At 50.0% G+C, this 15,649-nt stretch carries 13 protein-coding genes; all 13 read left to right on the forward strand.

The genetic code is table 11. The features are described 5' to 3' along the window. Window positions 1-35: 35 nt before the first annotated feature. The 13 genes from CIB36_RS09270 (at window position 36) to CIB36_RS09330 (ending at window position 15,644) form a co-directional block, all read left to right on the forward strand. On the forward strand, window positions 36-866 hold the full coding sequence (locus tag CIB36_RS09270; protein WP_207726118.1) for a transketolase: 831 nt from the start codon (window positions 36-38) through the stop codon (window positions 864-866). Next, window positions 859-1,788, forward strand: coding sequence for a transketolase family protein (locus tag CIB36_RS09275; protein WP_093989286.1), 930 nt, complete (start codon window positions 859-861; stop codon window positions 1,786-1,788). Before CIB36_RS09270 ends, CIB36_RS09275 begins: the two co-directional genes overlap by 8 nt. Before the next feature lie 19 nt (window positions 1,789-1,807). Then, on the forward strand, window positions 1,808-3,277 hold the full coding sequence (locus CIB36_RS09280) for an FGGY-family carbohydrate kinase (RefSeq protein WP_093989287.1): 1,470 nt from the start codon (window positions 1,808-1,810) through the stop codon (window positions 3,275-3,277). A gap of 71 nt (window positions 3,278-3,348) precedes the next feature. Further along, window positions 3,349-4,728, forward strand: a complete 1,380-nt coding sequence (locus CIB36_RS09285; RefSeq protein ID WP_093989288.1) for an ABC transporter substrate-binding protein — start codon at window positions 3,349-3,351, stop codon at window positions 4,726-4,728. 347 nt (window positions 4,729-5,075) lie between these two features. Next, a complete protein-coding gene (locus CIB36_RS09290; RefSeq protein WP_093989289.1) occupies window positions 5,076-5,288 on the forward strand; it encodes a cold-shock protein in 213 nt (70 codons plus the stop codon). Window positions 5,289-5,593: 305 nt separating this feature from the next. After that, complete coding sequence (pyrR, locus tag CIB36_RS09295) at window positions 5,594-6,154, forward strand: bifunctional pyr operon transcriptional regulator/uracil phosphoribosyltransferase PyrR (RefSeq protein WP_267873056.1); 561 nt, start codon at window positions 5,594-5,596, stop codon at window positions 6,152-6,154. A 14-nt stretch (window positions 6,155-6,168) separates the two neighbouring features. Continuing rightward, complete coding sequence (locus CIB36_RS09300) at window positions 6,169-7,443, forward strand: dihydroorotase (RefSeq protein WP_093989291.1); 1,275 nt, start codon at window positions 6,169-6,171, stop codon at window positions 7,441-7,443. A 14-nt stretch (window positions 7,444-7,457) separates the two neighbouring features. Next, window positions 7,458-8,393 carry an orotidine-5'-phosphate decarboxylase gene (gene pyrF, locus CIB36_RS09305; protein ID WP_093989292.1) on the forward strand — a complete coding sequence of 312 codons (936 nt, stop codon included), beginning with the start codon at window positions 7,458-7,460 and terminating at the stop codon, window positions 8,391-8,393. Between the two features lie 26 nt (window positions 8,394-8,419). Continuing rightward, window positions 8,420-9,508, forward strand: coding sequence for a carbamoyl phosphate synthase small subunit (locus CIB36_RS09310; protein WP_093989293.1), 1,089 nt, complete (start codon window positions 8,420-8,422; stop codon window positions 9,506-9,508). Beyond that, entirely contained in the window at window positions 9,499-12,693 is a 3,195-nt protein-coding gene (carB, locus tag CIB36_RS09315; RefSeq protein ID WP_093989294.1) for a carbamoyl-phosphate synthase large subunit, read from the forward strand. Before CIB36_RS09310 ends, carB begins: the two co-directional genes overlap by 10 nt. A 71-nt stretch (window positions 12,694-12,764) precedes the next feature. Beyond that, window positions 12,765-14,105 carry a MurT ligase domain-containing protein gene (locus tag CIB36_RS09320; RefSeq protein WP_093989295.1) on the forward strand — a complete coding sequence of 447 codons (1,341 nt, stop codon included), beginning with the start codon at window positions 12,765-12,767 and terminating at the stop codon, window positions 14,103-14,105. A 3-nt stretch (window positions 14,106-14,108) separates the two neighbouring features. Beyond that, entirely contained in the window at window positions 14,109-14,843 is a 735-nt protein-coding gene (locus tag CIB36_RS09325) for a type 1 glutamine amidotransferase (protein WP_093989296.1), read from the forward strand. A gap of 21 nt (window positions 14,844-14,864) precedes the next feature. After that, complete coding sequence (locus tag CIB36_RS09330; protein ID WP_229408227.1) at window positions 14,865-15,644, forward strand: dihydroorotate dehydrogenase electron transfer subunit; 780 nt, start codon at window positions 14,865-14,867, stop codon at window positions 15,642-15,644. Window positions 15,645-15,649 lie beyond the last annotated feature (5 nt).

A 15,649-nucleotide genomic window follows, 5' to 3' on the forward strand; every position in this document is an offset into this window, starting at 1 on the left:
GTTCGCTGTAGTTGACTGGTACAGAAAATGGAGGTATGAATGTGGAAAATTTAAAAGCAAAGTCTTTTGCGCTTAGAAAGGATATTTTAGATATTGTCTATCGTGCAAAAGCAGGGCATATTGGCGGGGACTTCAGTGTTTGTGATATTTTAAATGTGCTTTACAATAAACACATGAACGTGACGCCGGAAAATATCCATACCTCAAATCATGACCGTTTTATTCTGAGTAAGGGCCATTCTGTGGAGGCGCTGTACAGCGTGCTGGCGGATAAAAAATTTTTCCCAAAAGAAGACTTAAAAACGGTTTCGCAATTTCAATCAAAATATATCGGCCATCCGAATATCAAAGTAAATGGAATTGAAATGTGTTCAGGGTCTTTGGGACACGGGTTGTCCGTTGCGGTAGGCATGGCGATCGCCGGTAAAATGGATCAGGCTGATTATCGTGTATATGTAGTCATGGGCGACGGAGAATTAGCCGAAGGCTCTGTTTGGGAGGGCGCGATGTGCGCAGGACATTATAAGCTAGATAACTTGACTGCGGTTGTTGACCGTAATAGGCTGCAAATCACCGGCTGTACGGAAGAGGTAATGTCCCAAGACAGCCAAGATGAGCGCTGGGCGAGTTTTGGCTGGAATGTGCTGCATGCGGCGGGAAATGATGTGGACGCTTTGGATGAGGCCTTTACAAAAGCAAAAGCCTTTCAAGGAAAGCCTACGGTGATCATTGCTGACACAACAAAGGGAAGCGGGGTTTCTTTTATGGAAAACCAAGCTGGCTGGCATCACCGAGTGCCAACGCAAGAAGAATATGAAAAGGCGATGGTCGAATTGGAAGAAAGGAGAGTGGCTGCTTGTGAATAAGGTTGCAAACAAACAGGTGATTTGTGATGTGCTGATGGAACATGCGCAAACAGACCGCAATATTATCGTTACATGCAGTGATTCTCGCGGTTCAGCCTCCTTAACAGAATTTGGGAAAAGGTTCCCGGACCAAATGATAGAAGTAGGAATTGCGGAGCAGAGTTTAGTTTCTGTTTCAGCTGGAATGGCAAAATGCGGAAAAAAGGTGTATGCAGCTTCGCCGGCATGTTTCCTGTCAACAAGGAGTATGGAACAGGTCAAGGTCGATGTAGCTTATTCTGATACGAATGTGAAACTGATCGGGATTTCCGGAGGGATCAGCTATGGAGCTTTAGGAATGACCCACCATTCTGCACAGGACATTGCGGCGCTTGCTTCTATACCGAATATGAGGGTATATTTGCCAAGCGATCGGTTTCAGACAAAGGCGCTGATGGAAGCGTTGCTTCAAGATGATAAACCGGCATATATCCGCGTGGGAAGAAATGCGGTAGATGATGTATATGAAGAGGATGATGTGCCGTTTGTCATGGACCATGCGACCGTTGTTTGCGAAGGGGAGGATGTCGCCATTATTGCTTGCGGCGAAATGGTAAGACCCGCTAAAGATGCCGCCAAGCTTTTGAATGAAAAAGGGATCTCTGCGACCGTGTTGGATATGTATTGCGTAAAGCCGATCGATAAAGAAGCTGTCATAAAAGCGGCAGGAAAGGCAAAAGCTGTTGTGACTGTGGAAGAACACAGCGCGTATGGCGGATTGGGCTCCATGGTCACTCAGATCGTTTGCGAGAATTGCCCGAAAAAGGTGGCTGTAATGGCCCTGCCGGATGAACCGGCAGTGGGGGGAAAATCGCAGGAGGTATTTGATCATTATGGATTGAATGCTCAAACGATTTCTCAAATTGCAGAATCTTTGCTGTGATAATATCGTGAGGAGTATTATGAAGTATATATTAGCAATAGATCAAAGCACTTCCGGTACAAAGGCGCTGTTATTTGATTCAGTTGGCGATCTAATAGCTAGAAGTGACCTGCCTCATAGACAGATCATCTTAAACGACGGCTGGGTAGAACATGATCCGGACGAGATCTATCAAAACGTGTTAGGCGTTGTCAAAGACGTTATTAGAAAAAGCGGGATCGACCAAGATGAGATTGTCGGCGTAGGGATTTCAAACCAGCGCGAAACAGTGATGGCGTGGGACAATCGAACAGGAGAGCCTGTATACAATGCGATTGTCTGGCAGTGCTCCCGTGCGGAAAAGATCTGCGAACAGCTTTATGAGAAAGCTGAGACCATCAGAACAGCCACCGGGCTCCCGCTTTCCCCGTATTTTTCAGCGGCAAAAGCAGCGTGGATCGTAGAAAATGTGGAAGGGGTTCGTGAAAAAGCGGAGAACGGAAACATCAACTGCGGAACGATGGACAGTTGGGTGGTTTATAAATTAACGAATGGGAGGTCCTTTAAAACCGACTATTCCAACGCCTCCCGGACACAGCTTTTTAATATCACGAGCCTGGAATGGGACAAAGAAGTATGCAAAATATTTGGCGTGGAAAAGCTATGTCTTCCCGAGGTATGCGATTCTAATGCAAATTTTGGAATGACGGATTTTAATGGGCTGTTAAAAGCCCCGATCCCGATCCATGGCGTGTTAGGGGATTCGCATGGCGCGCTTTGCGGCCAAGGGTGCCACAAAGTGGGGATGACAAAAACTACTTATGGAACAGGCTCTTCGGTGATGATGAATATTGGGGAAAAACCGGTATTAAGTGAAAAAGGTGTAGTCACTTCTTTGGCATGGGGGATCGATGGAAAAGTAACCTATGTTTTGGAAGGGAATATCAATTATACTGGCGCGGTGATGAAATGGGTCGTGGACGACTTGGGGCTTATAGATTTTCCTAAAATGAGTGGAAAAATCGCCTTTGAAGCAAATCCGGAAGATACGACTTATTTGGTGCCGGCATTTACTGGGTTAGGTGCGCCATATTGGGACAGTAAAGCGAAAGCGATCATCTGCGGAATGACCAGAAATACCGGAAGAGCAGAGATTGTTAGGGCTGCAGAAGAATGCATTGGATATCAAATCACTGATATCTTAACTATTATGAGCGAAGAGGCCGGCGTTCCATTGCGGGAGCTTCGTGTGGATGGCGGTCCGACCAGGGATAAGTATTTAATGCAATTTCAAAGCGATATGCTGGGGATACCGGTTCGTGTTCCGGCGATCGAGGAATTAAGCGGCGTAGGGCCGGCCTATCTGGCTGGGATCGCAATGGGCGTTTATGACAGCCATGTGTTTGAACGGCTGGAGCGCATTTCATTTACACCGCAAATGAGTGATGAAACGAGGGCGAAACGCTATTCCGGCTGGAAAGAAGCTGTGCGGCTCGTGTTATCAAAATAAAGGGAGGGTTTTATGAAATACCACTATATCAAATACAGGAAATATCCTGTGTAAAATAAGGAGGAAATTTTATGAAAAGGGCAAAAAGATTATTAGCTGTTGTTTTTGCTGCCTTGATGACCAGTACGCTGATCGCAAGCTGCGGGAAAAACGATCAAGGGAACACCAGCGGCGGGAAAACTGATGGCGGTTCTGGGAAAACGGTAGAGATCAGGCTGCTGTCCGGATGGACGACTGCTGGTGAGGATGTATCTCCTGACAGTGTGATTTACAACCAAAAGATCGAAGAATTCAATGCAGAAAATAACGGTGTAAAAATCATCAATGAACCGTCTGCGGGAGATGATAAGAGAAATAAAGCAAGATTGGATGTTACCGCAAACAATGCTTGCGATATCTGGCACTTCTGGGGCGGTTCCATTTTACAGGACTACGTTAATGAAGGCGTGTTGGCGGACTGTGACGAATATTTTGAAGAATCCGAAAAGGTGAAAAAAGAAGATTATGCACAGGAATATATTGATTTTGACGTGTTTGACGGTGTAAACTACGGTGTTCCGTTTACTCTGGCTGTTAGTGTATTTGCTGTGAACAAAGAAATTTTTGAAGAATGCGGCCTGACCGAGGAAGACTATCCGACAAACCTGACGGAACTCAAAGAGGTATCTAAGGTTTTGACAGATAACGGATATGCAGCTACTAACGTAGGCTCTAAGGGCGGTAACCCATCTCATTTCTTCTATTCCGATTATGTTTGCCAACAGGAAGGCGGGCAGGAAGTAATTGAGGATATGCTGACCAGTTATCAGTTCGATACTCCTCAAAACAGAAAAGCAATGGAAGCCATGGAAGATCTGCAGAAGAGCGGCGTATTCCCATCAGACCCAATGGCTAACGGCGACTGGTCTCCGTCTTTTGAGCTGTTCACACAGGGTAAAGCCGGCATGCTGTATACTTTCAACTGGCAGTTTACGCAGTTCCCGGAAGAGATGCTGGATAAAATCGAAATCATTCCTGTTCCAGCGTTAGATGATGCGGACATCAGTACCTCTACTTTCCAGGAAGGCTGGATCAACGACGCAAACGTGATCCTTAAAAAATCCTGGGACGATCCGGAAAAACACGATGCAGTAGTAAAAGCGTTTGATTTTATTAACTGGGATATTCCAAAAGCCGGCGCAGAAGCTGGTGCGATCGTTTCCCCGAACAGCAGAATTACAGAATCTATTGATTATGAAAACGGCGACTTTGGCTTGCTGGGCAAAGTAATGCAATGGAGAGTTGAAAATGATGTTACTGGCCGGCCAAATCACTGGGCGAACTGCCCGAACGGTGATCTGCAGGCTTTCTATCAGTCGACTTTGGATGAATTGTGGGCTGGTACTGTTTCTGCTGATGAAGCGGTAGATAAGATCCAGAAGAAATTCGACGAAGAGAAGGCAAACGCATAATTATATCGGCGTTGATAAGCCTGTGACAGCAATAAATTGCGTACTTTTTCCAACACAGCAATGTTTTTGCTGTGTGCCGTGCTGGTCGTGCGCGGCTTTTTGCTGGAATTGTCAGGTGGGGCAGTTACAGTGGGCTTGTAGTTGTGTTATTTGGCGGTGTGGGAGCCGGTGTCTGAGCATATAAAAAATTATATTTGACAAATAAATAAAATCATGATATACTAAACAAGTATTCAAGATAATTGCTTTGTTCTCACAGGTCTGCGAGTCATCGTTAGTTTGATGGACGCACAGGACTGTGAGTTTTCTTTTTTCTAGGGTACAAATTATTTTTTTGGAGGTACCCTATGAATAACGGTACAGTAAAATGGTTCAATTCTGAAAAAGGCTTCGGCTTTATTTCAAACGACAATGGCGGCGAGGATGTGTTCGTACATTTTTCCGCGATCATCGGCCAAGGCTTTAAATCTTTGGCAGAGGGTCAGAAGGTTACTTTTGACACGGAAACCGACCCGAAAAATTCCAAGAAGCTGCGGGCAGTCAATGTCTGTTTAGCATAAGGAAAAAACGCCCTGTGCACAAATTTTCGTGCGCAGGGCGTTTTTTTGTATGTCAAAAAGATTCGGGAAACTTCTGCTATTTTTTACAAATTACCTATAGACAAATCCCGGACTGGTATACTATAATAAATACAAATAAAAACGCAACCTTTAAATCGGTCCCGTGAGGCCGGCAAGGCAGCAGGCTTAAATGGGGTACAGGGGAAGCTGTATCCATGATATGAGGAGCATATAAGCTGACAACTGCTTTGCAGATGTCAGCTTTTTTATTATGTAATAATGCGGTAAGCAAGGCGGGGGCTTATTTGGAACCGTCACACGGAAAAGAGGTGCAGCAGGTGGAGAGAAAACTGATCTTGGATGAGAAAGCCATGGAGCGGGCGATCGCCCGTATTTCGTACGAGATCATTGAACGGAATAAGGGCGCGGATGAATTGTGTGTGGTCGGGATCCTTTCCCGCGGGGCGGAGCTTGCTGGGAGGATCGCCGGAAAGATCAGCCAGATTGAGAATAAACGGGTGCCTTGCGGCGTGCTGGATATTACTGCATTCCGGGACGACTCAAAAAAGGAAACCGCGGGCGATGATCAGACAGATCTGCCGTTCCCGATCGAAGGGAAGCGGGTCGTTTTGGTAGATGATGTGATCTATACCGGACGAAGCGCCCGCAGTGCTATGGAAGCGGTGATGAAACGCGGCCGGGCTAAGGCTATACAACTGGCGGCGCTGGTGGACCGGGGGCACCGGGAACTGCCGATTCGCGCGGATTTTATCGGCAAGAACCTGCCCACCTCCAAACAGGAAACAGTACAGGTGCTTGTCAAAGAGAGAGATGGCATCAACAGTGTTTACATCTTATCGGAATAAAGGGAGGCGGAGAAATGCTGATTCAGGCAGGCAGGGTAGTTGATCCGGCAAATGGGATCGACCGGCAGATGGATATTCGCGTATTGGACGGGAAGATCGCCGCGGTGGAAGAGAGCTTGGCTCCAATGGCAGGCGAAGAAGTGATCGATGCCAAAGGGCTGGCAGTTATGCCAGGGCTGGTGGACATGCATGTGCATCTTCGCGACCCGGGGCTTACTCATAAAGAAGATATTTTGACCGGCTGTGAAGCTGCGGCGGCAGGCGGGGTTACCTCGCTGTTGTGCATGCCAAACACCAGCCCGGTGATCGACAACAAAGAAACGATCGAATATATCCAGCAAAAGGCGGTACCGGCGAAAGCCAATGTATACCTGACCGGGGCAATTACAAAAGGGCTGGCAGGCAGCGAGCTTTCGGATTTTCCTATGTACCATGCACTGGGCGTGAAAGCGGTCAGCGACGACGGCCGTCCGGTGAAAAATGCGGCGGTGATGAGCAAGGCCTTGCAGGAGGCCCAGAAAAATGAATTGCTTGTCACCTCTCATTGTGAGGATCTGGACATTATTGCCGGGGGGATCGTCAATGAAGGAAAGGCGTCCCATGCGCTTGGGGTCAAGGGGATGCACCGCAGCAGCGAGGACAGCATTACCGCCCGGGAGATCGTTCTGGCGGAAACGCACGGCTGCCGGGTGCATATTGCACATGTATCGACAAAGCTTTCGGTACAGCTGATCCGGGAGGCAAAAGCAAGAGGCGTGCAGGTGACCGCGGAAACCTGCCCCCATTATTTTGGAATGACAGAAGACGCGGTACTGAGCCGGGATGCGGATTACCGGATGAACCCGCCGCTGCGCTCAGAGGAAGACCGGAAAGCCGTACTGCAAGGGGTGCTGGACGGAACGATGGACTGCATCGTTACCGACCATGCGCCGCATGCCCCTGAAGAAAAGGCGGATTTTTTCAAAGCGCCGAACGGAGTCATCGGAATGGAGACCTCTTTCGCGGCAGCTTACACTCATCTGGTGAAAGAGGGGCTGTGCAGCTTATCTCAGCTGACAGCGATGATGAGCCGAAACCCAGCCCGTATTTTAGGGATCAGGGCAGGGAGCCTTTCGGTGGGAATGCCGGCGGATATTGCGCTTGCAGACTGTGAACAGGAATGGGTAGTGGACCCTGAAAAAAGCCGCTCCCGTTCTAAAAATATGATCTATAAAGAACAAACTTTATCCGCCAGGATCGTAAGGACAATCAAAGGCGGAACAACCGTATACCAGGCAGAGCAGTTATAAGGAGGAAGAGAAAGATGTCAATGGATAGGCTGATTACAAAGATCTTGGAGACCGGGAATCCCACGGTTGCCGGATTGGACCCAAAGCTTTCCTATGTTCCGGGATTTATCCGGGAAGAATCGGTAAAGAAATATGGGAAAACCCTGGAGGCAGCGGCCGACGCGCTGCTTACCTTTAACAAGGCGCTGATCGACGAGCTGTGCGATATCGTACCGGCGGTAAAACCGCAGTGCGCTTATTATGAAATGTACGGCTGGCAGGGCGTAAAAGCCCTGTATGAAACCATGGCATACGCCCGGGAAAAAGGGATGTACGTCATCACTGACGGCAAGCGCAATGATATCGGCACCACCATGGAGGCTTACGCGATTGGCCATTTGGGGGAAACCGATGTGTTTGGGGAAACCCAGTACGGTTTTTTGGGCGACTGCCTGACCGTCAACGGCTATCTGGGTACCGATGGGATTGCTCCGCTTTTGAAGGTTTGCGAAGCCTGTGACAAGGGGATCTTTGTGCTGGTAAAAACCTCGAATCCCTCTTCCGGAGAGCTGCAGGACCGCATGATCGGCGGCCAAAAGGTATACGAAGTGATGGGCGGAATGTGTGAAACCTGGGGCGCGGAACAGATTGGAAAATACGGCTACAGCTCTGTTGGCGCTGTGGTTGGCGCGACTTATCCGGAGCAGCTTCGCGAACTGCGTGAAAAGATGCCGCACACCTTTTTCTTAGTCCCGGGATACGGCGCGCAGGGCGGCGGCGCTAAGGACGTAAGCTATGCATTTGATCAAAACGGCCTTGGGGCGATCGTCAATTCCTCCCGCGGGATCATGTGCGCATACCAAAAAGAGGGCTGCGATGAACGCGATTTTGCCAAAGCCGCGCGTAGGGAAGCGATCCGTATGAAAGAAGATATTACTAGTGTGATCCCAAAGATCGCATGGAATAAATAGATGAATAACATGGAGGAGAAAGTGTTATGATCCAGAATGGAAAGCAGGCAGTCCTGCTGTTGGAAAACGGGATGGAATTTGTCGGAAAAAGCTGTGGCGCAGAGGGCATGGCAATGGGGGAAACAGTGTTCACCACTACAATGGTCGGGTATCAGGAAACGCTGACCGATTCCGCTTTTTACGGAAAGCTGGTCACCCAAACCTTTCCGCTGCTTGGGAACTACGGAGTGAACGGGCAGGACGATGAGGCGCCGCGTTGCTATGCGGCGGGCTATATTATCCGCGAATGGTGCGAGCACCCGTCCAATTTCCGCTGTGAGGGCGACCTCAACAGCTATCTGAAAGAACATAACATCATTGGGATCTATGACATCGACACTCGCCGCCTGACAAAAATTCTGCGGGAAGAGGGGGAAATGTCCGGCGTGATCGTCACTGGTGAATATCAAAAGGATGAGCTGTTAAAACAGCTTCAGGCTTATTCAGTAAAGGATGCGGTTGCGGCGGTATCTGTCACAGAGGAAAAACACTGCCCGGCAGAACACCCGGAACACCGGGTAGCTGTTTTGGATCTGGGCGTTCACCGGACAGCCATTGAAGCACTGAACCGCAGGGGCTGCGACGTAACGGTTCTGCCATACGATACTACGGCGGAAGAGATCTTAAAGGCCGGGTTTGACGGCGTTTTGCTCCCAGAGGGACCGGGAGACCCCACGGAAAATACAGACGTGATCGAGCAGGTAAAGTTGCTGAGCGACGCCAACCTGCCAATGGCTGGCACCGGTTTGGGACACCAGATTTTAGCGCTGGCGCACGGCGCGTCGGTAAGCCGTTTAAAATACGGACACCGGGGCGGGAACCAGCCGGTGATCAACGTAAATAGCGGTCGGACTTATGTCACCGCACAGAACCACGGCTATGTGGTCGACCGTGACAGTGTAGACCCAAAAGTGGCGCAGATCAGCTTCCATAACGCGAATGACAAAACCTGCGAGGGATTGCGTTATCTGGAAAAGCCGATCATCAGCGTGCAGTTTACGCCGGATGATATGGTCGGTTTTTATGATGAGTGGATGGAAATGCTCGAAGGAGAGGGGAAAGCAGTATGCCGTTAAGAAAAGAGTTAAAGAAAGTTTTAGTCATTGGCTCCGGACCGATCGTGATTGGCCAGGCAGCGGAGTTTGACTATGCGGGCACGCAGGCCTGCCGGGCTTTGAAAGAAGAAGGGTTGGAGGTCGTTCTGGTCAACTCAAACCCTGCAACGATCATGACCGATAAAGCAATGGCGGATAAAATTTATATCGAGCCGCTGACTCTGGATGTGATCCGCCGGGTCATTGAAATTGAAAAGCCGGACAGCCTGCTTTCTACATTAGGCGGGCAGACTGGCCTGACCCTTTCTATGCAGCTTGCAAAAGAAGGCTTTTTGGACAGCCACAACGTCACGTTGCTGGGGGCGGATCCGGAAACGATCGACAAGGCGGAGGACCGTCAGTCGTTTAAAGATACCATGGAATCCATTGGGGAGCCATGTATTCCGTCCAAGGTTGTCACCACGGTAGAGGACGCGCTGGACTTTGCAAAAGTCATTGAATATCCGGTCATCGTCCGCCCGGCGTTTACTTTGGGCGGCTCCGGCGGCGGGATCGCGGCGGATGAGGAAGAACTGTGCGAGATCGCCGGAAACGGCCTCCGTCTTTCCCCGATCACACAGGTATTGATTGAAAAATGTATTTCCGGCTGGAAAGAGATCGAATTTGAATGCATCCGCGACAGCAAGAGCAATGCGATTACCGTCTGCTCCATGGAAAACGTGGACCCGGTCGGTGTGCACACCGGCGACAGCATCGTGGTGGCGCCTGCCGTGACCCTGAGCAACCGGGAATATCAGATGCTACGGACAGCGGCACTGAACATTGTAGAAGCTCTGAAAGTGGAGGGCGGCTGCAACTGCCAGTTCGCGCTTCACCCGGAATCTATGGAATACGCTGTGATCGAGGTAAACCCGCGTGTTTCCCGTTCCTCTGCGCTGGCCTCCAAGGCGACCGGTTACCCGATCGCTAAGGTGGCGACAAAAATCGCGATTGGCTACACCTTAGACGAGATCCTCAATGCGGTAACAGGCAGCACCTATGCCTGCTTTGAACCGGCAATCGACTACTTGGTGGTAAAATTTCCAAGATGGCCGTTTGATAAATTCGTTTACGCTTCCCGTCAGCTAGGCACCCAGATGAAAGCGACCGGCGAGGTGATGAGCATTGGGACCAGCTTTGAACAGGCGATGATGAAGGCGATCCGCGGCGCGGAATTAAAGGTGGATTCCTTAAACCTGCCGAAGCTGGAAAAATTGAGCGATGAGGAGATCAAGGCGGGGATCGACCCGGCGCACGACGAGAGGATCTTCTATGTTTTTGAAGCGTTAAAGCGCGGGATAAGCGTGGACGAGATCCACGAACTCACCATGATCGACGAATGGTTCCTTTGGAAGCTGAATAATCTGGTTCAGCTGGAAAAATGGCTTGCCGACGGGGAATTGACCGTTGAAAAGTACCGTTATGCGAAAAAATGGGGCTATCTGGACAGCACGATCGAGCGGTTGAGCGGGCAGCAGGTACCGGAACACCTGTCTGCTTCTTACAAGATGGTAGATACCTGCGCCGGGGAATTTAAGGCGCAGACTCCGTACTTCTATTCCACTTATGACGAACAGAATGAAGCGGCGGAATTTATCAAAGCACATGACGAGGGCAAAAAACGGGTCATCGTATTCGGCTCCGGTCCGATTCGGATCGGGCAGGGGATCGAGTTTGACTACTGCTCTGTGCACTGCGTTTGGGCACTGAAGGAAGAAGGCTATGAAGCTGTTCTTTGCAATAACAACCCGGAAACAGTTTCCACTGACTTTGACACCGGCGACCGTCTGTATTTTGACCCGCTGACCAAAGAAGATGTGAAAAATATTATTGAAACCGAAAAACCATACGGCGTTGTCGTTCAGTTTGGCGGACAGACTGCGATCTCTCTGGCGAAATATCTGGACGAGCTTGGCGTCCGCATTTTGGGAACGCAGGCTGACAGCGTAGACGCCGCCGAAGACCGCGAACGCTTTGACCAGGTGCTGGAACGCTGCGGGATTCCGCGTCCGGCAGGACATACTGTCTTTACCGCCGAGGAAGCGAAAAAGGCGGGGAATGAGCTTGGATACCCGGTATTGCTGCGCCCGTCTTATGTACTGGGCGGACAGAATATGATCATCGCCCACTCTGACCAAGACGTGGACGAATACATGGAGATCATCACCCGCACCAAGCTGGAAAACCCGGTTTTGGTGGACAAATACCTGATGGGGACCGAGGTTGAGGTCGACGCGATTTGTGACGGCACCGACTTTGTGATCCCGGGCATTATGGAACACATTGAACGCGCGGGGATCCACTCCGGCGACTCGATCTCCGTTTATCCGGCGCAGAACCTTTCCGATCGTATCAAAAAAGTGATCATTGAATACACTTCCCGCTTGGCAAAGGAATTAAAAGTCATCGGTTTGGTCAATATTCAATATGTCGTCTATAACCATGAAGTATATGTGATCGAAGTAAACCCACGCTCCTCCCGTACCATTCCGTATATCAGCAAGGTGACCGGTGTTCCGATGGTGGACATCGCGACCAAGATCATGCTGGGGCACACCCTGAAAGAGATGGGGTATGAATCCGGGCTGGTTCCGGATGCGGATTACATTGCGGTAAAAGTACCGGTGTTCAGCTTTGAAAAGCTTCATAACGTGGATAACCAGCTTGGACCGGAAATGAAATCCACCGGGGAAGTGCTGGGAATTGCGAAAACTTTTGAAGAAGCGCTTTTGAAAGGTTTGATTGCGGCTGGGCAGAATATTAAAGTCGAGGGCGGCGTACTGATCACTGTTCGTGACAGCGACAAGGGCGAAATCATTCCGATCGCGGAAAAATTTGCAGATCTGGGCTTTGATTTATATGCGACCAGCGGAACTGCCAATAAGCTGAACAACGCGATGATCCCGACCAACGTTGTTTCTAAAATCAGCGAGAATAAGCCGAACAGCACCATGGATGTCCTGAACAGCGGAAAGATCAGCTACGTGATCTCCACCTCTGCCAAGGGTCGTTCTCCGGCAAAAGACAGCGTAAAGATCCGCCGAAAAGCGGTAGAACATGGCATTGCCTGCCTGACGGCGCTGGATACGGCAAATGCGGTGGCGGATTGTATTGCAATGCACGAAGACATCAACGATGTGGATTTAGTCGACATCACGAAAATCTAACAACAGACAAGGGGCAACAATGACCGGATTTTTTCGGTCATTGTTGTACTGCTTTGAAACGGAGTGTTACCATGAGAATGTTTTTCACGATCCTGATCTGCAAGATCCTGCGTTTTTTGGGCGGCCTGCTGGGAAGGGGCTCCAGCCTGCCCGGAGAGATTGCGCTCAAGCTTGATCCAAATATCCTGCGTAAGCTAAAACTGCCGAAGTATGTGATCGCTGTGACCGGCTCGAACGGGAAGACCTCTACCGTGGAGATGATCTCCCAAATTCTGCGCAAAAACGGATTGAAGGTAGCTTACAATAAAGAGGGCTCGAACCAGATTGAGGGCGTTACCACCTTTTTGCTGTCTGACAGCACCCTTGGCGGCAGAATCAAGAGCGATATTGTGCTGATCGAAAGCGACGAACGGTTTGCGCGTCATACCTTTAAGCACTTTATCCCCACCCATTATGTCATCACGAACCTGTACCGCGACCAGCTTACCAGAAACGGACATCCGGAATGGGTGTATGACATTATCGGACAAAGCGTGCACGATGGCTCCCAATTGATTTTAAATGCAGACGATCCTCTGGTTTCCTGTTTTGGCTTTGGCAGGGAGAACGTCATTTATTTTGGGGTGGACCGCTTTGCCGGGTCGACAGATCAGAACACCAGCGTTTACAACGACGGGAAATACTGCCCGCGCTGCAAGGCCCCGATGGAGTATGAGTACTATCACTATAACCACATTGGAAAATATAACTGCCCTAACTGCGGCCTGCACCGGTGTGACACCCGTTTTTCTGTGACGGATGTAAACCTTTCGGACGGTTATATCGTCCTTGACGGGAAGTACCGCGTCACTCTGGCGCTGAAAAGCATTTACAATGTCTACAATATCCTTGCCGCTTATTCTGTGGCGCGGCTGGTTGGGATCGACGGAGAGAAGATCGCGCAGGACATCAGCAGCTATGTGCTGAAAAACGGGAGGGTCATCACCTTTACCCTTGGCGGGCACGAGGGAACGCTGCTGACCTCCAAGCATGAAAACTCGATCTCTTACGATCAGTCTTTGCGGGTGGCGCGGGCTTACCCGGGCGATACCACGGTGATGATCGTGGTGGACCGCATCAGCCGGAAATACTTTACCAGCGAAACTTCTTGGCTTTGGGACATTGATTTTGAACTACTGGAGCATGATAATATCAAAAAGATCGTGCTTGCCGGCGCTTATGCAAGCGATCTGGCGGAACGTTTTTCTTACACCGGTATTGATCCGGCAATCATTACGGTGAATAAATCCGTTTCCGGCGCGCTGGAGGATCTAAAACAGAATACGGTCGGCTATTTGTATGCGATCACCTGTTTTTCTGACAAGGATAAGATCATTGCCGGAATCCAGGTAGAAAAGCCGGAGGAGGAATAGGCCATGAAGATTTTGCACCTATATTACGATTTGATGAACCTTTATGGAGAAAACGGGAATATCCGTGTCCTGATGCGCCATTTGGCAGATCAGGGGCTTACGCCTCAGCTGGAACGCAAAAGCCTTGGGGATGAAATCGACTTTACAGAATATGCTTTTGTCTACTGTGGCAGCGGAACAGAGCGCAGCCAAAAAGCGGCGCTCATACACCTAAGGCAGTATGCGGATAATCTGAAAGCAGCGGTTGAAAGCGGGATCCCGATGCTTTTTACCGGGAATTCACTGGAAATGCTGGGCAGTGTCATTCATGGACTGGATGGCAACGATCATCCGGGTATTTCTCTGCTCCCGTTTTCCGTAACGGAGGATCCTAATACCCGCTATACCGGCGATGCCGTGTTTGAAGCGGACTGGAGCGAAAAGAAGTGGGTCGGGTTTATCAATAAGTGCTCCGACTTGACCGGTCTTGAAGGGAAACCCCTGTTCCATGTGCTGATGGGAAAGGGCAACCATACCGGCGACGAACAGGAGGGCTTTTTGTTCCATGAATTGTATGCCACCTATTTGACCGGGCCGGTGCTGGTGAAAAATCCGCATTTTATGGATATGATGGTGGAAAAGATCGGAAAAAGGTCGAATGAGGATTTTGCCTTTCAAAAGATCTCTTACCCCTATGAAGAGGATAGCTACGAAGTGACGCTTCATGCTTTAATGGAACGGATTCAGCCAAAATCATAAGACAGCGCAGGAGGAAACGCTTTGGAACAACAATATTTACAAGGGAATTACCGCCTGATCCAAAAACGGAATCTGGCGAAAAATATCTATGATTTTACCATAGAAGCAAAAGAAATGGCGGACATTGCCCAAGCCGGACAGTTCGTTCATCTGCGGGTAGCGGGATTCATGCTCCGTCGGCCGATCTCTATCTGTGAGATCGACCGTGACGCCGGTGCCCTGCGCTTGGTATTTGAAGTGCGCGGGGAAGGAACAGCGGTGCTGGCAAACCTGATCGAAGGGCAGCTTGTTGATGTTTTAGGCCCGCTGGGAAAAGGGTTTACCCTGCTTTCCCCGGACAGCCAGGCGGTCGTAGTGGGTGGTGGGATCGGCACCCCGCCCATGCTGGAAACGGCCAAACACTATGGAAAGAATGCGACGGCGATCACCGGGTTCCGCAGTGCAAACGCCGTAATTTTGCAGGAGGATTTCCAGCGCATCGGGAGTAGTGTTATGCTCTGCACCGACGATGGCACCATGGGGGCGAAAGGATTTGTCACGCAGGCTTTGCGTACCCGGCTGATGGAAAGCCATGCGGACATTATTTATGCCTGCGGCCCACATGCTATGCTGAAAGGAATCGTGGAACTGGCGCGTGAATTTGGCGTGCGGTGCGAGGTTTCTTTGGAAGAACGGATGGGCTGCGGTGTGGGCGCCTGCCTGGTGTGCGCCTGCAAAACCGTGAAAGACGGGGAAGAATATTATGCGCATGTCTGCAAAGATGGACCGGTGTTCCCAGCAGAAGAACTGATTTGGGAATAGGCATG

The sequence above is a fragment of the Massiliimalia timonensis genome (genome assembly GCF_900186585.1).
In the GTDB taxonomy this organism is placed as follows: Bacteria; Bacillota; Clostridia; order Oscillospirales; family Ruminococcaceae; genus Massiliimalia; species Massiliimalia timonensis.

Bases quoted from the DNA above. Each gene is read 5' to 3' on its own strand.
- CIB36_RS09270 (WP_207726118.1), top strand. From the start codon at position 36: ATGAATGTGGAAAATTTAAAAGCAAAGTCTTTTGCGCTTAGAAAGGAT.
- CIB36_RS09280 (WP_093989287.1), top strand. From the start codon at position 1,808: ATGAAGTATATATTAGCAATAGATCAAAGCACTTCCGGTACAAAGGCG.
- CIB36_RS09285 (WP_093989288.1), top strand. From the start codon at position 3,349: ATGAAAAGGGCAAAAAGATTATTAGCTGTTGTTTTTGCTGCCTTGATG.
- CIB36_RS09290 (WP_093989289.1), top strand. From the start codon at position 5,076: ATGAATAACGGTACAGTAAAATGGTTCAATTCTGAAAAAGGCTTCGGC.
- CIB36_RS09300 (WP_093989291.1), top strand. From the start codon at position 6,169: ATGCTGATTCAGGCAGGCAGGGTAGTTGATCCGGCAAATGGGATCGAC.
- pyrF (WP_093989292.1), top strand. From the start codon at position 7,458: ATGTCAATGGATAGGCTGATTACAAAGATCTTGGAGACCGGGAATCCC.
- CIB36_RS09310 (WP_093989293.1), top strand. From the start codon at position 8,420: ATGATCCAGAATGGAAAGCAGGCAGTCCTGCTGTTGGAAAACGGGATG.
- carB (WP_093989294.1), top strand. From the start codon at position 9,499: ATGCCGTTAAGAAAAGAGTTAAAGAAAGTTTTAGTCATTGGCTCCGGA.
- CIB36_RS09320 (WP_093989295.1), top strand. From the start codon at position 12,765: ATGAGAATGTTTTTCACGATCCTGATCTGCAAGATCCTGCGTTTTTTG.
- CIB36_RS09325 (WP_093989296.1), top strand. From the start codon at position 14,109: ATGAAGATTTTGCACCTATATTACGATTTGATGAACCTTTATGGAGAA.